Consider the following 17,526-nt stretch of genomic DNA (forward strand, 5'->3'; position numbering starts at 1 on the left):
CGGTCCTCTGCTCATTCCACCCCCAGCCCCAGCTCCCGGGCCTTGTCGTCGATCCGGGACCGGATCTCCGACGATGCCCCGAAATGCTGCACCGCGCCGAGGTAGGCCTCTTTCGCGGCCTCGGGGTCCCCCAGGACCATCCGCGACTGCATCAGCCTCATCCATCCATCCGGGTCATCCGGATCGCTATCCAGTCGAGCCTCCAGCTGATCGACCATGCCCAGGATCATCGCCTGACGATCCTCGGGCGCCATTCTCTCCGCCGCTTCGACCTCTTCCCGCGAGGGGGCGGGCATGGCCGAACGGGGCGGCAAAAGCGTTTCGGTATCGGGCAGCCGCGCGGCCACATCGATGCCGTTTCGGCTAGCCAGTTCCCGAATTCGCTGCAACACGCCCGGCGCCCAGTCGGCATCCGGCCGCGCATCGTTCAGGAGCGTGATCCAGATCTCGAGCGCGCCTTCGACGTCACCGGCCTGTTCGGCGGCCATTCCGGCAAAGAATCGCGCACGGGCGTCCGAGGGGTTCAACGCAAGCGCCGATGCGAAGGCCGCTTCGGCCGCCTCGGTGACCTGACCGCTCGCGGCGCGCGCCAGTGTCTCGCCATAGAGCGACCAGAGCTCGGGGTCGTCATCGACCAGTGCGACGGCCCGCCCGTAGGCCGCGGAAGCCTCGGAATAACGGCCCACGTTGAAGTAGGACCAGCCCAGCATCCGCCATCCATCGGCATCGTCGGGCGTGGTTTCCAGCCGGGCGGCCAGATTGGCGATGGCCGTGTCGACGGTCCCCACGGGGGGTTGGTTCGCGGTCGCAGCGTCGTCGCGCGCCACCGATTCGAGCCCCCCGGCGGCCGGCAGATTGCCGCCACCGGACGCGAGATGCGGCGCCGCGGGCAAATCGGGTCGGCCGATTACCGCGTAGAGCGCCGTAGCGCCGATCACCACCCATCCGCAGAGGATCGCGACCGCCGACAGGCGCACCTTGTCCGACGACAGACGCAAGGCGGCCTTGGGCGCGCGGGCCAGCGCCACGATTCGCCGCTCGATCTCGAGCCGGGCCGCCTGCCCTTCGCGCGGGTCCAGCACGCCGCGCGCGACATCCGCCTCGATCTCGTCGATCTGGCTGCGGGCCAGCGCGATGGACTGGTCCGTCTCGGCGGACGGGTCCGTCCCCCGGCGTAGAAATGGCATCGCCATGACGACAGCCGCCACGCCGATCATGGCCACAAGAACGATCCAGAGCGTCATGGCGCCCCCTCCCCGTCATAGACGCGGCGCAGCACCGCCCGCTCCTCGTCGGACAGCGCCTCGGGCTCGGTCGGACCAGTGGCCCTGCGCCGCCAGAGGACCGAGAACCCGGCGAATGCCGCGATGAGCATCGCCAGCGGAGCCAGCCAGAGCGCGATCGTATAGGGCTCGAACTGCGGGCGGAGCAGGATGAACGCGCCGTACCGGGCGACGAGGTAGTCGGTCACCTCCCGGTCGCTGTCACCGGCCACCAGCCGCTCGCGGATCAGGACGCGCAGGTCGCGGGCCAGCTCGGCGTTGGAATCGTCGATCGACTGGTTGCGGCAGACCGGACAGCGCATTTCCAGCCCGATCGCCCGCGCCCGCGCCTCGAGCACCGGGTCGGCGAGGATCTCGTCAGGTTGCACCGCATGGGCGGGCGCGGGCGAAAGCACGAATGCCACGGCCAGCAGCGCCACCGCCGCGACGATCTGGCGGAGGGCGTTCACGATTGCGCCTCCAGCTGCCGGACGAGCGGCCCGAGGATGTCGCGCCAGACCTCTTCGGTCAGGGCGCCGACATGGCGGTAGCGGATGCGCCCCTCGGCATCGATCACGTAGGTCTCGGGCACCCCCGTCACCCCGAGCGCCGCACCGGTCCGGCCATCCGTATCCACACCGGTCGCCCGGTAGGGGTCGCCGAGGTCGCCGAGGAACACACCGCCCGCCCCGGGCGCGTCCTTCCAGTTCAGCCCGAAGAGCGCGACCTCGCCCTCGGCTCCCAGCCGCGTCAGCATCGGGTGCTCGCTCCGGCAGATCGTGCACCAGGATGCGAAGACGTTGATCAGCGCCACCTCGCCGCGCAAGTCCTCCGACGTCAGCCCCGGCCCGGTGCCGGCCAGCGGCGGCTGCGCGAAGACCGGAAGCGGACGGTCGAGATAGCCCGCGCCGGCCTGCCTGTCCTCGCCCGTCGACCCGAACACCAGAAGGCCCCCGATCAGCAGGAACGCCGCCGGCGGGATCAGCATGGCCTTGCGGATGCGGCGGGCCATCACGCATCCACCGTCGGCGGGTGGCGGGCGCGCTGCGGCGCCCCGACGCGCATCCGGCGATCCGAGAGCGACACGAACCCGCCAAGTGCCATGGTCATCGGTCCGAGCCAGATCAGCAGCGCGAGCGGGTGATGGTAGAGGCGCGCGACCCATTCGCCGCGGTCGTTGGGCGCGCCGATCGCGACATAGAGGTTCGACAGGAAAACCGCCTTGATCCCCGCCTCGGTCGTGGTGGTGCGGCTGACGGTGTAGAACCGTCGCTCGGAGGTCATGGTGGCGACGGCTTGCCCGTCGCGGGTCACGGTGAACTGGCCTTCGTCCGAGATGAAGTTCTCGCCGCTGACCTGCGCCACGCCCGCAAGCGTGACCTCGTACCCGGCCAGCGCCACGCTGTCGCCCGGCACCATCGACACGATGTGCTCCTCTTGGAACGCCGTGACAGCCGTGATGCCCGCGACCGCGAGGCCCAGCCCGGCATGGGCCAGCACCATGCCATAGACCGAACGCGGGATGTTTCGGGCGAACCGCGCGCTCCGGCCAAGCGAGACGTCGAAGAGGCGCGTCCAGATCACCAGCGTCCAGAGCGATGCCGCCACCAGCCAGGCCGCAAGCCCGAGGCCCGCAGCCGCGAACGGATGCGCCCCGCCGCCCCAGACGAACACCCCGAGTGCCGTGACCAGCGCTATGGCAGCCGGGGGCTGAAGCTGCCCCAGCACGCGGCGCAGGCTGTCGCGTTTCCACCGCAGGATCGGCCCGGCGGCGACCGCGATCAGCAGCGGAATCATCAGCGGCACGAAGGTCTGGTTGAAGTAGGGCGGCCCGACGGACATCTTGTCCGGCCCCATCAGCTCGACGACCAGCGGATAGAAGGTGCCGACGAAGACCGTCCCGGCTGCTACCAGAAGGAAGATGTTGTTCAGGATCAATCCGCCTTCCCGGCTGACCGGCGCGAAGACGGCGGGCTTGTCGAACGTCCCGGCGCGCAGCGCGAACAGGGTCAACCCGCCCCCCGTCGCCGCGAACAGGATGGCCAGCACGCCGACGCCGCGTGACGGGTCGGTCGCGAAGGCATGCACGCTGGTCAGAAGGCCGGAGCGGACGAGGAACGTGCCCACGAGGCTGAGCGAGAAGGTCAGGATGGCCAGCAGGACTGTCCAGACGATCAGCGTCTGTCGCCGCTCGACCACCAGCGCGGAATGCAGCAGCGCGGTCCCGACGATCCACGGCATGAAGCTCGCGTTCTCGACCGGATCCCAGAACCACCAGCCGCCCCAGCCCAGTTCGTAATAGGCCCAGTAGCTGCCCAGTGTGATCCCGATGGTCAGAAAGCACCACGCGGCCAGAACCCAGGGCCGCACGAAGCGGGCCCAGCTCGAATCGATCCGGCCTTCGAGAAGGGCCGCGACGGCAAAGGCGAAGGTCACCGAGAATCCGACATAGCCGAGATAGAGAAACGGCGGGTGGATCGCCAAGCCGATGTCCTGCAGGAGCGGGTTCAACTCCTGACCGTCGGTCGGCGTAGGCGACATGCGTGCGAACGGGTTCGACGTGAAGATCATCAGCGCGAGGAACGCCGCCGAGATCATCCCCTGCACCGCCAGCACGCGCGCCTTCAGCGTCGCGGGCAGGTTGGCCCCGGTCAGCCCGAGTGCCGCGCCGAAGAGCGCGAGGATCAGCACCCAGAGGAGCAACGATCCCTCGTGGTTGCCCCAGACGCCGGTCAGCTTGAAAAGTGTCGGCATCGTCGAATTGGAATGCATGACGACGACCCGCAGCGACAGGTCGGTCACGGCAAAGGCCTGGACCAGCGCGGCGAAGGCCAGCACCACGAAGCCGCACAGCACCACCGATGCCGTGTTGGCGAATGTCATCAGGTGGGTCTCGCCGCGGCTGGCGCCGATCAGGGGCACGACCGCCTGCGCGACCGCGATCAGCAGCGCGATCACCAGCGCGAATTGTCCGATCTCCGCCACCATCGCCGCAACCCCCTGACGTTTTCGACAGCGCCCGGCGATAGACACGTCACCATGTGGCGGATCTTGCGAGCCGCCATAACACTCTGCCTCCGGGGGCGTTCCCCTGTCCCTCCGGCCGGCGCAGACGCCTGCATTGTTGGCACAAGACCCCACCCTGTCCAGCACCACCTTCGCCGCCCGCCTGCGGATTCCTGCCGGGCCCTCGCGTGAATCTGCCGGTTTGACGGATGCGGCGAGACCCGGAGTCGCCCGAGCGGTGCGGAGCGGCTAACGAATGGCGTTCGCCCGATGATACGCCGTCCGAGGTTCAGAATGACGATTGCCACGCCCGAGCAGAGCTTCGCGACATCGACCGCGGCCAAGCCCGCCCCGAAGCCCGCCCCCGACACGTCCCGCGGCCGCAAGTCCGGCGCGCCCGAACTGATCGTCATGCTGAGCCTGGCGGCGGCGGCAATCGGCTATGCCTGGACACGGCGTCTCGAAGGCGATCTCACCGCGGAAACCGGGTGGGGCTACGCGCTCGGGATCGTCGGGGCCCTCGCGATGCTGACCTTGCTGCTCTACCCGCTGCGCAAGCGGATCGTGAAGCTGCGGTTCATCGGCGACGTCCGAAGCTGGTTCCGGATCCACATGATGCTCGGCATCATCGGCCCGACCCTCATCATCCTGCATGCCAATTTCGCGCTCGGCTCGCTCAACAGCTCCGTCGCGCTGTTCGCCATGCTCGTCGTCGCGATCAGCGGCCTGATCGGGCGCCTGTTCTACGCCCGGATCCACCGCGGTCTCTACGGGCGACGCGCATTCGTGCGGGAATATCTCGACGACATGGAGACACTGAAGCACGAGTTCGACACCGACATGCCCGACGCGGAATGGCTGCTGGAGACGCTGCGCGACTACGAATCGCGCCGACTTGCGCCGACCCAGGATCTCTGGACCAATCTCGGACGGACGATGAGCGGTCCCGTCTCGCGGTTCCGCCTGCGCCGTGACGTGATGCGGCGCTACGCCCAGACCGTCGGACAGGCGGGCGGGCCGCGCCACGATCGAAGCCAATTGGTCCGCCGGCATCTCGACAGCTACCTCCACGCGGTCGCGCGGGCCCAGTCCTTCGCGCTCTACGAACGGCTGTTCTCGCTCTGGCACCTCTTTCATCTTCCGCTGTTCGTGATCCTGGTGATTGCTGCTATCGTGCACGTCGTGGGAGTTCACCTGTACTGAATGCACGTCACCGGCCGCACCCGTCTCCACGCCGCACGCCTTCTTCTGGCCGGGGCTCTTCTGCTGATCGCGGCGACCTTCGCACCCGCCCAGACCCTTCTCGAACGGCTGGTGATGCCCGGCGATCTCATCGAGGGTCATGCCGAGCTCGAGAGTGACTGCGCGAACTGCCACGTCTCCTTCTCGGAGGAAGGCGAGACGGCGCTCTGTCTCGATTGCCACACCGCCGTCGACCGCGACATCACCGACCGGCGGGGCTTTCATGGCCGCAGGCCCGAGGTGCTGGATCAGGACTGCCGGGTCTGTCACACCGACCACGAGGGGCGCGACGCCGATATCGTGCAGCTCGACACGGCCGCCTTCGACCACACCGACACCGATTTCGCCCTGGACGGCGCGCATGAAATCCTGCCCTGCGCGTCATGCCATGTCGAAGGCGCCCAGTTCCGCGACGCCCCCACGATGTGCGTCGATTGTCATATCGAGGATCAGCCGCACGAAGGCCGCCTCGGGCGCGACTGCGCCACGTGCCATGCGCCGGCCGATTGGACCGAATTGCGCCCCTTCGACCATGCCGCGACCGATTTCGCCCTGGTCGGCGCGCATCAGAGTATCGACTGCATGTCCTGCCATGTGGGTGAAATCTATGACGGCCTGCCGACGGACTGCATCGACTGCCACCGGATCCAGGACGTGCATGCGGGGGTGTTCGGAGAGGATTGCGCAACCTGCCACATCGTCGAAGCCTGGACCGAAGTGCGGTTCGACCACACGCGAGACACCACGTTCACCCTGGTCGGCGCGCATGACGAGAGCGGCTGCGAATCCTGCCATGCGACCAATGCCTACGAGACCGTCCTTGCGACCGACTGCTACGCCTGCCACGCGGAAGACGATGCCCATGCCGGTCAGTTGGGCGAGGCTTGCGACACCTGCCACAATCCCGACGCCTGGTCCGAAGACGTCGCGTTCGACCACGACATCACCCGGTTCCCGCTCCTCGGATTGCACACGCTCGTCCCCTGCGAGAGCTGTCACCTCGACGCGACGTTCCGGTCCGCCGACGTGGCATGCGCCAGTTGCCACAGCGACGACGACGTTCACGAGGACAGCCTCCCGGACCAGTGCGAGACCTGCCACAACCCGAACGGCTGGGAATTCTGGACCTTCGACCACGACACCCAGACGGATTTCGCGCTGACGGGCGCCCATCTCGGACTGACCTGCGAGGCCTGCCACAGCCCGAATGCGCCTCTTGAGGTGTCGCAGGACTGCGCATCCTGCCATGCCGACGACGACGTCCATGGCGGTCGGTTCGGCCGGACCTGCGACCAATGCCACGCGACGGACAGCTTCGAAGGGGCCCGGCTGCGCTGACCGCGGCGCGGGCCCGAACCGGACCCTACATTATCTCGACAATCATACGCGCCGCTTGGACGGCGCCGCCGGGTGCGATGGGTGCGGGGCGGCGGGGGGCGCGCCGACGGCCGAGCCGCCGACCGCGACGATGCAAACCGGTCGCCCGTCATCATAGCCCAGCTCGGCCCGCAGGTCGTCGCGTTGCCCGAATTCGGACGGATGCCGCCCGAGGATGTAATCGGCGAACTCGCCGTGATCCGGCACCCAGTCGCGCATTCGCGGCAGTCCGTCGCCAAGGCTCAGGTCGGCGATGGCATCCTCGCGCTGCTTGGTGGAATGCGGCTCGTTCTGGACGCGACCCAGGAAGAATTCCGCGAAGTCGCGATAGTCGCGGCGCCAATGCTTGGCGTTGTACTTGTCCCAGCCCCCGGGGGCGGGTCCGGGGTCGGCGTCGAACCCGGCGGCCCGATGATCGTAGGGCGGCACGATTTGGGTCCATGCGCCGGTCGAGACGACGGCCTCGACGCGCTCGGGAAAATGGGCGGCGACCGCAAAGGCGATGGCGCTCGAGAACGACAGGCCGACGAGGGTGGCGCGTTCGATCCCGAGTGCGCCATCACCGCGGGCACGTCCTCGATGATCCGGTCGACCGCGTAGCCCTCGGGAGTGCCGGGGCGGTCCGACTTGCCGTTGCCGCACGGATCGAAGGTGACGACGCGGTGGGTCTGGGCGAAATACGGCACCTGTCCCTTCCAGCAGCGCGAATGGATCAGCGCCCAGGTGGGCCCGAACAGGATGGTGCGCTGCCCCTCTCCGAACACTTCGTAGGCGAGCCGCGTGCCGGTGCGGTCGACCATGCCGGACGTGTGGGGTTCGAGTGCGCGCATGAGCCTAGTCCTTCTCGAAGCTCTCGATGAGGGTGCCGAAGCGGTGGAGGGCGCAGATCGCGGGGAAGCGGTCGGCCGGATAGCCCAGCAGGGTATGGGTTTCCGCGCCCATGAAAGCCGAGGCCACCAGCGCGGCGACATCGTCTGCCGCGAAGGGGCCAAGCGCGCCATGCTCGCGCTCGAACTGGCGGACCAGCTTGAGGATCAGCTCGTACCAGCGCCGGAGCGCCGGACGCACGACATCGCCGACCGCCTCGTCCGATCAGCCCGCGGCGATCAGCTCGTGGATGACGCGGACGAAGCCCGAGGCCAGGTCCGCTTCGAGATAATCGCAGGAGAGCGCCCATTTTTTGCGACGGCGGCAGGTCCGGGTTCTCGAAGGTCTCGGACTGACGCGCGATGAAGTCGTCATTCATGCGCTCGAACAGCGCGAGGATCAGCCCCTCCTTCGACCCGAAATGGGAGCGGATCTGGCTCATTTGCGTGCCCGCCTCTGCGGCCACGCTCCGGGTGGAAAGGCTCGCGTAGCCATGAGTCAGGAGCACGGCCTTGGCGGCATCGAGAAGCGCGCCCCGCGTATCGACCCGCCGCCCCGTCGTCGCAGTCATTCCGCCCACCGAGCGGTGCGTTGCGGGTACGGGGTTTGGAGGCATCTTGAAGCGAACGGGGCTTGAAAGCCGGAGTGCGTGCGTGGCCGCGAGTGGTAACGCGGCTCCTTACGAGATGCTTCGCACGGGCCCACAGATCTCCGACCCTCGGTGATAGACCGGCTGGCCGCACGTTCGGATCGGCCCCCGAAGCACGCGATCACGCGGAGTGCCGTGCCATCGCACGCCCTGCGCCTGCCCTCGCTCAACGCGCTCCGCGCCTTCGAGGCCGCCGCCCGCCATGGCGGCTTCGTCGATGCGGCAGAGGAGCTCCATGTCACCCGTGGCGCGGTCAGCCGCCACGTGAAGGGGCTCGAGGCCGATCTCGGCGTCGCCCTGTTCGTGCGGCAGGCGCAAGGCGTGCGATTGACGGCCACGGGTGCGCGCCTCCTGCCGGTGTTGACCGAAGCATTCGGCCGCGTCGGTCGGGAACTGGACCGCATCCGGGCGGAGGCGCAGGACCTGCGCATCCTCTGCCCGCCGGCCACGTCGGTCCGGTGGCTGATTCCACGGCTCGACGCGTTCCGTCGCATCCATCCCGACCTTTGCGTCCGCCTGACCACCGGGTTCCACAGGCCGGACGGGTTCGACGGAGCGGAATACGACGTCGCCTTCTCGGTCGAGAGTTGGCTGGCGCGATCCGATTCCATCGTCTCGCAAACGCTCTTTCCCGTCCGACTGACACCGGCCTGCGCACCGCAGCTCCTGGCCCGAACGGGTCCGCTCGGCATACCGGCGGATCTGGCGCGCTACGAAATCCTGCACGAAACGCCGCAACGGCACGACTGGACCGCCTGGGCGCAATCCTTCGACCCCGAGGGCGCGCTTGACCTGCGCGGGGGCCTCGACTTTCCCAACCTCGACACGGCGATGCGCGCGGCCGTGGCGGGGGCCGGAGTCGTGATGGCCGATCTGGTCCTTTGCCGGGAGGAGCTGGCCTCGGGCGCATTGGTGACCCCCTTCCCGCAGATGGTCTGCGCCGGACCGTTCGGCGGGGTCTCGCTGCTGGCCGCGCGGGACGCCTGGCACGACCCGAAGGTCGCGCGCTTCCGTGGATGGGCCGTTGCCGCCGCCGAAGACGAGGCGCCGTTCCAGCCACAATCGCCGGGCGGATAACGACCGCGCCACCCGGCGGTGTCCGAGCGGTCGATTATTGGCCGAAGACACTCGAACTTTCCCAGCATCCGTCCTGCCCCGCACGCGCGACTTGCGCGATCGAGGCATGTCGTGAAATATGGCGCGATAATTTCACGGAGCGGGTGTCATGTCAGCCTTGGGTGCCGATCTGCGGGCGTTGCGACAGTCTCGGGGCCTGACCCTCGCGGCACTGGCGGACCGGCTGGACCGGTCCGTCGGATGGATGAGCCAGGTCGAGCGCGATCTTTCGACGCCCGACGACGCCACCCTCGCGCGGATCGCCGAAACGCTGGATGCCCCGCTCTCGATGCTGACCGACCGCGCGGCCGGCGAGGTTGTCCGCGCCGACCGGCGCCGGCCGATCGGCGAGCGCGTGCCCGGCCTGACCGAAACGCTGCTGTCGCCGGACCTGACCGACGGGTTCGAGGTGATCCATTCCACCTTCCGGCCCGGCGCCCGAAGCGAGGGGCGCGTCTCCCGGCATACCACCGAAATCGCGCATCTCCTGTCGGGGCGACTGACGGTCTGGCTGGGATCGTCGCGCCACGATCTTGATGCCGGGGACACCATCCGTCTGCGCGGTCAGCCCTTCCGCTGGAGCAACCCGAATCCCGAGGCCGCCGTGGCGATCTGGATCATCAGCCCCGCCATCTACACCCAAGGAAGCACCGCATGACCGAGACCGCCCGCGTCGTCATCATCGGCGGAGGCGCGGTCGGCGTGTCCTGCCTCTACCATTTGGCGCTGGCGGGCTGGACCGACTGCACGCTTCTTGAGAAGAACGAGCTGACGGCCGGGTCCACCTGGCACGCGGCGGGCAATTGTCCGACCTTCTCGACCTCGCTTGGGATGACAAAGCTCCAGCGCTATTCGATGGCGCTCTATCGCGGGCTGGAGGCGGCGACCGGCACACCTTTCACCTACAACGTCACAGGCTCCGTGCGGCTGGCCCACAGCGCCGACCGGATGCGCGAATTCGAGCATGTCGCCGCCTGGGGCCGGAAGCTCGGGATGCCGACCGAGGTGATGTCCGTCGACGACATACGGGACGCCTATCCCTTCCTCGAGACCCACGACCTCGCCGGCGGGTTCTGGGACGCCCATGACGGCGATGCCGACCCCGCCTCGCTGACGCAGGCGCTCGCGGCGGGGGCACGCCAGCACGGTGCGACGATCCACCGGTTCCGCCCCGCGACGGGCGTCAGTCGCGACCGGGACGAATGGATCGTCCATACCGACAAGGGCGACATCCGCTGTGCCTATGTCGTCAACGCGGGCGGCTACTATGCGCAACGCATCGGTGAGTGGTTCGTACCCCATGGCGGGCGGCGCGTGCCGATGACCGTGCTCCAGCATCAATACCTGCTGACCGAGGAATTCCCCGAGATCGCCGACTGGACGCGAACACATGGCCGCAAGCTGCCGCTTTTGCGCGACCCGGACGTCTCGTACTACCTCAGGCAGGAAAAGACCGGGCTGAACCTCGGCCCCTACGAGCGCGGCGGCCAGCCCTACTGGACCGATGGCTCCATGCCCGAGGACTTCTCGTTCCAGCTCTTCCCCGACGATCTCGATCGGCTTGAGCCCTATATCGAAGACGCGATGGCGCGCGTGCCGCTTCTGGCGACGGCCGGCATCGGAAAGGTCATCAACGGCCCGATCCCCTACGCACCCGACGGGTTGCCACTGATCGGCCCCATGCCGGGCGTGCCGAACGCCTTCGAGGCCTGCGTCTTCACCTTCGGCATCGCGCAGGCGGGTGGTGCGGGCAAGCTTCTGACCGACTGGATCGTCGAGGGCGCGCCCGAATGGGATGCCTGGGCGATGGATCCGCGCCGCTTCACCGGCTGGGCCGATCAGGACGCGGCGGATGCGATGGGGTTGCAGGTGTATCGCCACGAATACGCGCTGCATCACCCGTTCCACGCCTGGCCCGAGGGGCGCGACAAACGCCTCTCGCCGGTCCATGACCGGATCATCGCGGCGGGCGGCCAGATGGGGGCGTTCGGCGGATGGGAGCGGGCGCTCTGGTATGCGCGACCGGGCGACGACACCAGCGAAGCGGCAACCGAGACCTTCGATCGCGAGGGGCCGTGGTGGGGTGCCGTGGCCGAGGAGGTCGCGGCCGTGCGGGACAGGGCGGGCGTGATCGACATCTGCGGCTTCACGCGTTTCGACCTTGAAGGCGATGGCGCCGCGGAGTGGTTGGCGGGCCGTATCGCCGGGCGACTGCCCAAGACGGGACGGATGGGTCTGGCCTATTTCGCCGATGCGCGCGGGCGTTGCCTGACCGAGATGTCGGTGATCCGCCGCGACGCGGACGCCTTCACCCTGATTACCGCCGCCGCGGCGCAGTGGCATGACCGGGACGTCCTTCGGGACGGCCTGCCCGATGGCCTGAACCTGACCGATCGGACCGAGGCAGTCTCGACCCTTCTCGTCACTGGCCCAGAAGCTCGTGCCGTCCTCACGGCCACCGGGACCGATGCCGATCTCGCCCTGCCCTGGCTCTCGCACCAGCGCGCCGAGGTCGCGGGGCGTCCCACCATGCTGGCGCGGGTGTCCTTCGCGGGCGAGCTCGGATGGGAGGTCCATGCCCGGCCCGAACACATGCCCGCCATCTGGGATGCCGTCACAGGCGCGGGCGCGCGGCCGTTCGGCATGATCGCCCTTGATTCGATGCGCATCGAGAAGGGCTGGCTGTCGTGGAAGGGCGACATCTCGACCGACTACACCCTCGAGGAGTTGGGGCTCGAACGGTTCATGACCGATCCGAGCACGCCCGCGCGCCGCCTCGTCCTTCTGGCGCATGAGGGCGAGCGCGAGCCGCTCTATATGACCAACGTCCTTTCGGGCGAGGAGATCCTAGGCGAGGTCACCTCGGCAGCCTTCGGTCACCGCGCGGGCATGCCCCTCGCGCTGGCGATGGTGCCGGTGGCGCAGGCCGTCCCCGGAACGGCGCTGTCGCTGGACATCTTTGGAGAGCGCGTGGCCGCGCGCGTGCTGGACGGCCCCGCCTGGGACGCCGATTTCGCGCGGATCCGGGCATGAACGCCCTGCCCGCCTCGGCCCGCGCGGTCGTCATCGGAGGTGGCGTCATCGGCTGTTCGGTGGCCTACCACCTGGCCAAGCTGGGCTGGAACCCGATCCTTCTGGAGCGCAAGCGCTTGACCTCGGGCACGACCTGGCACGCGGCGGGCCTGATCGCACAGCTCCGCGCGACACCCGCGATGACCCGGCTGTCGCGCTACAGCCAGGAGCTCTATGGCACGCTCGAAGCCGAGACCGGCCTTGCGACCGGCTTCCGCCGCTGCGGGTCGATCACCGTCGCACTGACCGATGACCGCCGCGAGGAGATCGCGCGGCAGGCCGGTATGGCGCGCGCCTTCGGCGTCGAGGTCGAGGATATCGGACCGGCCGAGATCGCCGCGGCCTATCCCCATCTTGCCATGGAGGGCATCCGTTCGGGCGTCCGGCTGCCAAAGGACGGGCAAGGCGATCCGACGGGCATCGCCTTGGCCCTCGCCAAGGGCGCGCGGCAGGGGGGAGCCATCATCGCCGAGCAGACGGAGGTCACGAGCGTCCGCCGCACGGGAGGCCGTGTCACGCATGTCGAATGGCGGCGCGGTGCCGAGACGGGCGTCATCGCCTGCGATCACGTCGTCAATTGCGCGGGCATGTGGGGCCGCGACGTGGGCGCGATGCTGGGCGCGCCGGTCCCGCTTCAGGCCTGCGAGCATTTCTACGTCGTGACCGAGGCGATCGAGGGTCTCGGCACCCTGCCCGTGCTGCGGGTGCCCGACGAATGCGCCTACTACAAGGAGGATGCGGGCAAGATGCTCGTGGGCGCCTTCGAGCCGGTGGCCAAGCCGTGGGGGCCGATCCCGCCCGCGTTCGAGTTCGACCAGCTCCCAGAGGATATCGACCATTTCGAGCCCATCCTCGAACGGGCCATCGCCCGTATGCCGATGCTGGCAGAGGCGGGCATCCACACCTTCTTCAACGGCCCCGAGAGTTTCACGCCCGACGATGCCTACCACCTCGGCCCCTGCCCCGGCACAGACAACGTCTGGGTCGCCGCGGGCTTCAACTCCATCGGCATCCAGTCGGCGGGCGGCGCGGGTCTGGCGCTGTCGCAATGGATGGAGGATGGCGACATGCCGTTCGACCTGATGGATGTCGACATCGCGCGGATGGAACCGTTCCAGTCGAACCGGCGGTATCTGCGGGCCCGCGCGTCCGAAAGCCTCGGGCTTCTCTATGCCGATCACTGGCCCGCGCGGCAGAAGGCCACGGCGCGAGGCGTCCGCCGCTCCCCGCTCCACCGCGAGCTTCTCGACCGAGGCGCGGTGATGGGCGAGCTTGCGGGGTGGGAGCGGGCCAACTGGTTCGGCCCCGAGGGCGCTTCGTATGAGTACGGCTGGGGGCGGCAGACATGGTGGCAGGCGCAGCGCGCCGAACATCTCGCGCTCCGCGCGGGCGTCGGGCTCTATGACATGTCGTCCTTCGGCAAGCTGCGGATCGAGGGGCGCGATGCCGCTCGCCTCATGGCGCAGGCCTGCGGGGCGGATCTCGACGTGCCGCCGGGGCGCGTCGTCTATACCCAGATGCTCAATACCCGCGGCGGGATCGAGGCGGACGTGACCGTGACCCGGCTGGCCGAGGACCGGTTCCTCATGGTCACCCCCGCCGCCACGCGCCTGCGCGACGAGTCGCGGCTGCGGCGCCTCTCGGCGGGAATGGAGGTGACGATCACCGACGTGACCGCGGGCGAGGCCGTGATGGCCGTCATGGGTCCGCGGGCGCGTGACCTTCTGGCCGCCGTGGTGGCCGAGGACATGGACGACGCGGCCCATCCCTTCGGCACCGCCCGCGAGGTCGAGCTCGGCTTCGGCCTCGCCCGGCTGCACCGCCTGTCCTATGTCGGCGAGCTTGGCTGGGAGGTTTATGTCTCGGCGGACATGGCCGTCCATGCCTTCGAAACGATCCTCGAAGCCGGGCGCGATCACGGGCTGACGCTTGCGGGGCTGCACGCGATGGACTCGCTCCGGCTGGAGAAGGGCTTCCGGCATATGGGGCACGACATCACGCCCGCCGATCACGTGATCGAGGCGGGGTTGGGCTTCGCCTGCCGCAAGACCGGGGGCTATGTCGGGGCCGACGCCGTGGACGCGATTCGCGGCACCGGTCCGTCGCGGCGCCTGCTGCAATTCCGTCTGGACGATCCCGAGCCGCTTCTGTTTCACGCCGAGCCGATCCTGCGGGACGGCGAGGTCGTGGGCCATACGACGTCGGGTGCCTACGGCCACAGCATCGACCGGGCGATCGGTCTCGGCTACGTTCCCTGCCCCGGCGAGACGGCGGCCGAGGTGTTGGCCTCGACCTACGAGATCGAGGTGGCGGGCCTCCGCGTCCCGGCCACCGCATCGCTGAAACCGATCTTCGATCCCGAGGGCGACCGGATGCGAGGCTGACGCGCGGATATGCTGCGCGGGCGGGCGGCCGACGCGGCACTTCGGCGCGCAGGCGCGTTGGCCGTTGTAGCCCCCCCAGAGGCTGCTAGAACGGGCCGCGATGTTGTCTGATGATGCCACCCCGGCGCGACGCTGGCTCCCGGTTGCGCTGGCCCTTGCGGTCTGCCTCGCGCTGGCGGCCGGGCTGGCCGCGTGGACGGGACGCTCGGCGGCGTCGGCGCCTCTGCCCGCGCCGGGCCTCGGGACGCCAGTGACGGCGGAGGGCCTGAGCGGGAACGGGTACTATGTGACGGTCGCCGTGCTGGAGGCCGTCTATGCCGCCTTCGCACAGACCGACGAGGCCGCGATCTACGACGGGCTGGCCGAGGTCGCGGCGGACGAGGCGCTGGAGGCGCTCTATCTCGAACGGGCCGGGGCGCTGGCGACCGGGGGGCTGCCTGACCAAGTGGTCCACGAGTTGAGCCTGACCGACGGCACCTGGCGCATCGCCGACGGGGCCATGACGGCCGATGTCCGCTGGGCCGTCCTGGGTGAGGTGGGCCATTCCGAACACACCCATATGCGCGGCAATGCCTATGGCGCCGAACTGACGATCGCTCCGGCGGGCGGCGCGTGGCGGCTGACCGAATTCCGCCTGACCGAGGTAGACCGCACCGGGGCCGGAACGCTCACGACCCTCTCGGAGGCGGGCCAGCCGGCATCCGACGATGCGCCCGCCGTGGCGCCGCCGGGATGATCTCGGTCCGCGACCTGCGGTTCGGCTATTCCGGGGGGTTCGCGCTCGACGTGCCCGAACTCGACGTCGCCGCGGGTGAGCGGGTCGCGATCGTCGGGCCGTCGGGCTCTGGGAAGACGACGCTTCTGAACCTCGTCTCGGGGATCGCCGTGCCGCGCGAGGGCCGGGTGACGCTAAACGGCCAAGAGGTTGGCCCCTTGTCGGATCGGGCCCGCCGGGCGCTGCGCGCCGCCTCCATCGGTTTCGTGTTCCAGGAATTCGCGCTGGTCGATTACCTGACTGCCGAGGGCAACGTCCTCTACCCCTACCGCGTCGGCGCCGGCTTGCGGCTGGATCGCGAGGTTCGCGAGCGCGCCCGCGCGCTGCTGCGTGATTTCGGCCTGGGCGAGAAGATCCGCCGCCGCCCCGCGCAGCTGAGCCAGGGCGAGCGGCAGCGCGTGGCCATCGCCCGGGCCCTCGTGACGCGTCCGAAGGTCATCCTGGCCGACGAGGCGACGGGCAACCTCGACCCCGCCAACAAGGCCGCGGCACTGGACCTTCTCTTCGCGCAGGCCGCCGAGACCGGCGCGGCCCTTCTTTGCGTGACCCATGACCACGAGCTTCTGCCCCGCTTCGACCGGGTGATCGACTTCGCGGATCTGAGGACGGCGGCATGAACGCGGTCTACCTCGCCGCCGCCAACCTGCGGTTCCATTGGGCGCGCACGCTGGTCCTGATCATGGCCGCGGCCCTGGTGCTGGCCGTGCCCGTGCTGACGCGCGCGCTGCTGGCACAGGGCGAGGCCGCGCTGACCGCCCGCGCCGAGGCGACGCCGCTGCTGCTGGGTACGCGCGGCAGCCGGTTGGACCTCGTGATGGCGGGGGCCTATTTCACCGACGACCTGCCGGAGCCGACGACGATGGCCACCGCCGAGGCGGTGTGGGACTCGGATCTCGGCATCCCCGTGCCCCTGCACACCGAATTCACGTCGGACGGGGCGCGCATCGTCGGCACGACGCTCGATTATTTCGACCTGCGCGCGCTCGATCTGGCCGAGGGCCGCCCCTTCGCCCTTCTGGGCGAGGCCGTGCTGGGCTCGGCCACGGCCGCGCGCCTCGGGACAGGCGTGGACGGCACGATCCTGTCGGATCCCGAGAACCTCTTCGATCTTGACGGGGCCTACCCGCTGGAGATGACGGTCGTGGGCGTCCTCGCGCCCACCGGCACGCCGGATGACGACGCGGTCTTCGTGGACATCAAGACGGCCTGGGTGATCGCCGGCATCGGGCACGGCCATGACGACATCATCGCCGAGGGCGAGGACGCCGCCGCGGCCGCCGCCCGCGTGGTGCAATACGCCCGCATCACCGAGGCCAATATCGACAGCTTCCACTTCCACGGAAATCCGGCGGACTATCCGGTCACCGGCGTCATGGTCGCGCCCCATGACGCGCGCGCGGCCACGATCCTCCGGGGCCGCTATCTCGACGCGGACGGCCCGGTGCAGGCGGTCGTGCCCTCGGACGTGATCGACGCGCTGGTCGCTCGACTGCTGCGCATCGCGTCGCTGGTGGACGCGGTCACGGTCGTCGTCGGGGCCGCCGCGGCACTGGCGCTGGGGCTGGCGCTGTTCCTGTCGTGGCGGCTGCGCGCCCCCGAGATGCGCACGGCCTTTGCCTTGGGCGCCGGGCGCGGCATGATCGCGCGGCTGGCGCTGGCCGAGGTGGGGCTGATCCTGCTGGGCGCCGTCTTGCTGGCGCTGCCACTTGTCATTGCACTGCAATCATTTGCGCCTACCATCGCCGCACGCCTCATCGCCCTTGGTTCCTGAAGGAG

General features: G+C 69.2%; 15 protein-coding genes and 1 pseudogene. 9 read left to right on the forward strand and 7 right to left on the reverse strand.

Going from position 1 to position 17,526, the window contains the following annotated elements; translation table 11 throughout:
* Nucleotides 1-11 precede the first annotated feature (11 nt).
* From ccmI to Q0833_RS08460, 4 genes are read right to left on the reverse strand one after another with little or no spacing between them, the layout of a single operon-like run.
* A complete protein-coding gene (gene ccmI, locus Q0833_RS08445; protein ID WP_298432507.1) occupies nucleotides 12-1,244 on the reverse strand; it encodes a c-type cytochrome biogenesis protein CcmI in 1,233 nt (410 codons plus the stop codon).
* Nucleotides 1,241-1,732, reverse strand: a complete 492-nt coding sequence (locus tag Q0833_RS08450; protein WP_298432510.1) for a cytochrome c-type biogenesis protein — start codon at nucleotides 1,730-1,732, stop codon at nucleotides 1,241-1,243. The genes ccmI and Q0833_RS08450 overlap by 4 nt, the downstream gene beginning before the upstream one ends.
* Complete coding sequence (locus tag Q0833_RS08455; RefSeq protein WP_298432513.1) at nucleotides 1,729-2,274, reverse strand: DsbE family thiol:disulfide interchange protein; 546 nt, start codon at nucleotides 2,272-2,274, stop codon at nucleotides 1,729-1,731. Before Q0833_RS08455 ends, Q0833_RS08450 begins: the two co-directional genes overlap by 4 nt.
* Nucleotides 2,274-4,250, reverse strand: a complete 1,977-nt coding sequence (locus Q0833_RS08460) for a heme lyase CcmF/NrfE family subunit (RefSeq protein ID WP_298432517.1) — start codon at nucleotides 4,248-4,250, stop codon at nucleotides 2,274-2,276. The genes Q0833_RS08455 and Q0833_RS08460 overlap by 1 nt, the downstream gene beginning before the upstream one ends.
* Before the next feature lie 312 nt (nucleotides 4,251-4,562).
* On the opposite strand from Q0833_RS08460, the gene Q0833_RS08465 reads away from it, so the two are divergent.
* Nucleotides 4,563-5,471: a hypothetical protein gene (locus Q0833_RS08465; protein ID WP_298432520.1), complete on the forward strand. Its 909-nt coding sequence runs from the start codon at nucleotides 4,563-4,565 to the stop codon at nucleotides 5,469-5,471.
* Nucleotides 5,472-6,848, forward strand: coding sequence for a cytochrome c3 family protein (locus Q0833_RS08470; protein WP_298432523.1), 1,377 nt, complete (start codon nucleotides 5,472-5,474; stop codon nucleotides 6,846-6,848).
* A 42-nt stretch (nucleotides 6,849-6,890) separates the two neighbouring features.
* On the opposite strand, the gene Q0833_RS08475 is transcribed toward Q0833_RS08470, so the two are convergent.
* The 3 genes and pseudogenes from Q0833_RS08475 to Q0833_RS17875 all read right to left on the reverse strand — a co-directional run.
* Nucleotides 6,891-7,529: an alpha/beta fold hydrolase gene (locus Q0833_RS08475; RefSeq protein ID WP_298432527.1), complete on the reverse strand. Its 639-nt coding sequence runs from the start codon at nucleotides 7,527-7,529 to the stop codon at nucleotides 6,891-6,893.
* A gap of 192 nt (nucleotides 7,530-7,721) precedes the next feature.
* On the reverse strand, nucleotides 7,722-7,955 hold the full coding sequence (locus Q0833_RS08480; protein ID WP_298432529.1) for a hypothetical protein: 234 nt from the start codon (nucleotides 7,953-7,955) through the stop codon (nucleotides 7,722-7,724).
* Between the two features lie 199 nt (nucleotides 7,956-8,154).
* Nucleotides 8,155-8,370, reverse strand: a pseudogene (locus tag Q0833_RS17875) (TetR/AcrR family transcriptional regulator); the annotation flags it as partial.
* Nucleotides 8,371-8,538: 168 nt separating this feature from the next.
* On the opposite strand from Q0833_RS17875, the gene Q0833_RS08485 reads away from it, so the two are divergent.
* The 7 genes from Q0833_RS08485 to Q0833_RS08515 all read left to right on the forward strand — a co-directional run bounded on the left by Q0833_RS08485 (nucleotide 8,539) and on the right by Q0833_RS08515 (nucleotide 17,521).
* A complete protein-coding gene (locus Q0833_RS08485) occupies nucleotides 8,539-9,480 on the forward strand; it encodes a LysR substrate-binding domain-containing protein (RefSeq protein WP_298432532.1) in 942 nt (313 codons plus the stop codon).
* A 148-nt stretch (nucleotides 9,481-9,628) separates the two neighbouring features.
* Entirely contained in the window at nucleotides 9,629-10,177 is a 549-nt protein-coding gene (locus tag Q0833_RS08490; RefSeq protein ID WP_298432535.1) for a helix-turn-helix domain-containing protein, read from the forward strand.
* Nucleotides 10,174-12,552, forward strand: a complete 2,379-nt coding sequence (locus Q0833_RS08495) for an FAD-dependent oxidoreductase (protein WP_298432538.1) — start codon at nucleotides 10,174-10,176, stop codon at nucleotides 12,550-12,552. The genes Q0833_RS08490 and Q0833_RS08495 overlap by 4 nt, the downstream gene beginning before the upstream one ends.
* Nucleotides 12,549-14,975: an FAD-dependent oxidoreductase gene (locus Q0833_RS08500; protein WP_298432541.1), complete on the forward strand. Its 2,427-nt coding sequence runs from the start codon at nucleotides 12,549-12,551 to the stop codon at nucleotides 14,973-14,975. Before Q0833_RS08495 ends, Q0833_RS08500 begins: the two co-directional genes overlap by 4 nt.
* 100 nt (nucleotides 14,976-15,075) lie before the next feature.
* On the forward strand, nucleotides 15,076-15,711 hold the full coding sequence (locus tag Q0833_RS08505) for a hypothetical protein (RefSeq protein ID WP_298432544.1): 636 nt from the start codon (nucleotides 15,076-15,078) through the stop codon (nucleotides 15,709-15,711).
* Complete coding sequence (locus tag Q0833_RS08510; protein WP_298432547.1) at nucleotides 15,708-16,367, forward strand: ABC transporter ATP-binding protein; 660 nt, start codon at nucleotides 15,708-15,710, stop codon at nucleotides 16,365-16,367. The genes Q0833_RS08505 and Q0833_RS08510 overlap by 4 nt, the downstream gene beginning before the upstream one ends.
* A complete protein-coding gene (locus Q0833_RS08515) occupies nucleotides 16,364-17,521 on the forward strand; it encodes an ABC transporter permease (protein ID WP_298432551.1) in 1,158 nt (385 codons plus the stop codon). Before Q0833_RS08510 ends, Q0833_RS08515 begins: the two co-directional genes overlap by 4 nt.
* Nucleotides 17,522-17,526 lie beyond the last annotated feature (5 nt).

It is taken from the genome of uncultured Jannaschia sp. (assembly GCF_947503795.1).
Taxonomy (GTDB): Bacteria; Pseudomonadota; Alphaproteobacteria; order Rhodobacterales; family Rhodobacteraceae; genus Jannaschia.

Bases quoted from the DNA above. Each gene is read 5' to 3' on its own strand.
- ccmI (WP_298432507.1), bottom strand. From the start codon at position 1,244: ATGACGCTCTGGATCGTTCTTGTGGCCATGATCGGCGTGGCGGCTGTC.
- Q0833_RS08455 (WP_298432513.1), bottom strand. From the start codon at position 2,274: ATGGCCCGCCGCATCCGCAAGGCCATGCTGATCCCGCCGGCGGCGTTC.
- Q0833_RS08460 (WP_298432517.1), bottom strand. From the start codon at position 4,250: ATGGTGGCGGAGATCGGACAATTCGCGCTGGTGATCGCGCTGCTGATC.
- Q0833_RS08465 (WP_298432520.1), top strand. From the start codon at position 4,563: ATGACGATTGCCACGCCCGAGCAGAGCTTCGCGACATCGACCGCGGCC.
- Q0833_RS08470 (WP_298432523.1), top strand. From the start codon at position 5,472: ATGCACGTCACCGGCCGCACCCGTCTCCACGCCGCACGCCTTCTTCTG.
- Q0833_RS08490 (WP_298432535.1), top strand. From the start codon at position 9,629: ATGTCAGCCTTGGGTGCCGATCTGCGGGCGTTGCGACAGTCTCGGGGC.
- Q0833_RS08495 (WP_298432538.1), top strand. From the start codon at position 10,174: ATGACCGAGACCGCCCGCGTCGTCATCATCGGCGGAGGCGCGGTCGGC.
- Q0833_RS08500 (WP_298432541.1), top strand. From the start codon at position 12,549: ATGAACGCCCTGCCCGCCTCGGCCCGCGCGGTCGTCATCGGAGGTGGC.
- Q0833_RS08505 (WP_298432544.1), top strand. From the start codon at position 15,076: ATGTTGTCTGATGATGCCACCCCGGCGCGACGCTGGCTCCCGGTTGCG.
- Q0833_RS08510 (WP_298432547.1), top strand. From the start codon at position 15,708: ATGATCTCGGTCCGCGACCTGCGGTTCGGCTATTCCGGGGGGTTCGCG.
- Q0833_RS08515 (WP_298432551.1), top strand. From the start codon at position 16,364: ATGAACGCGGTCTACCTCGCCGCCGCCAACCTGCGGTTCCATTGGGCG.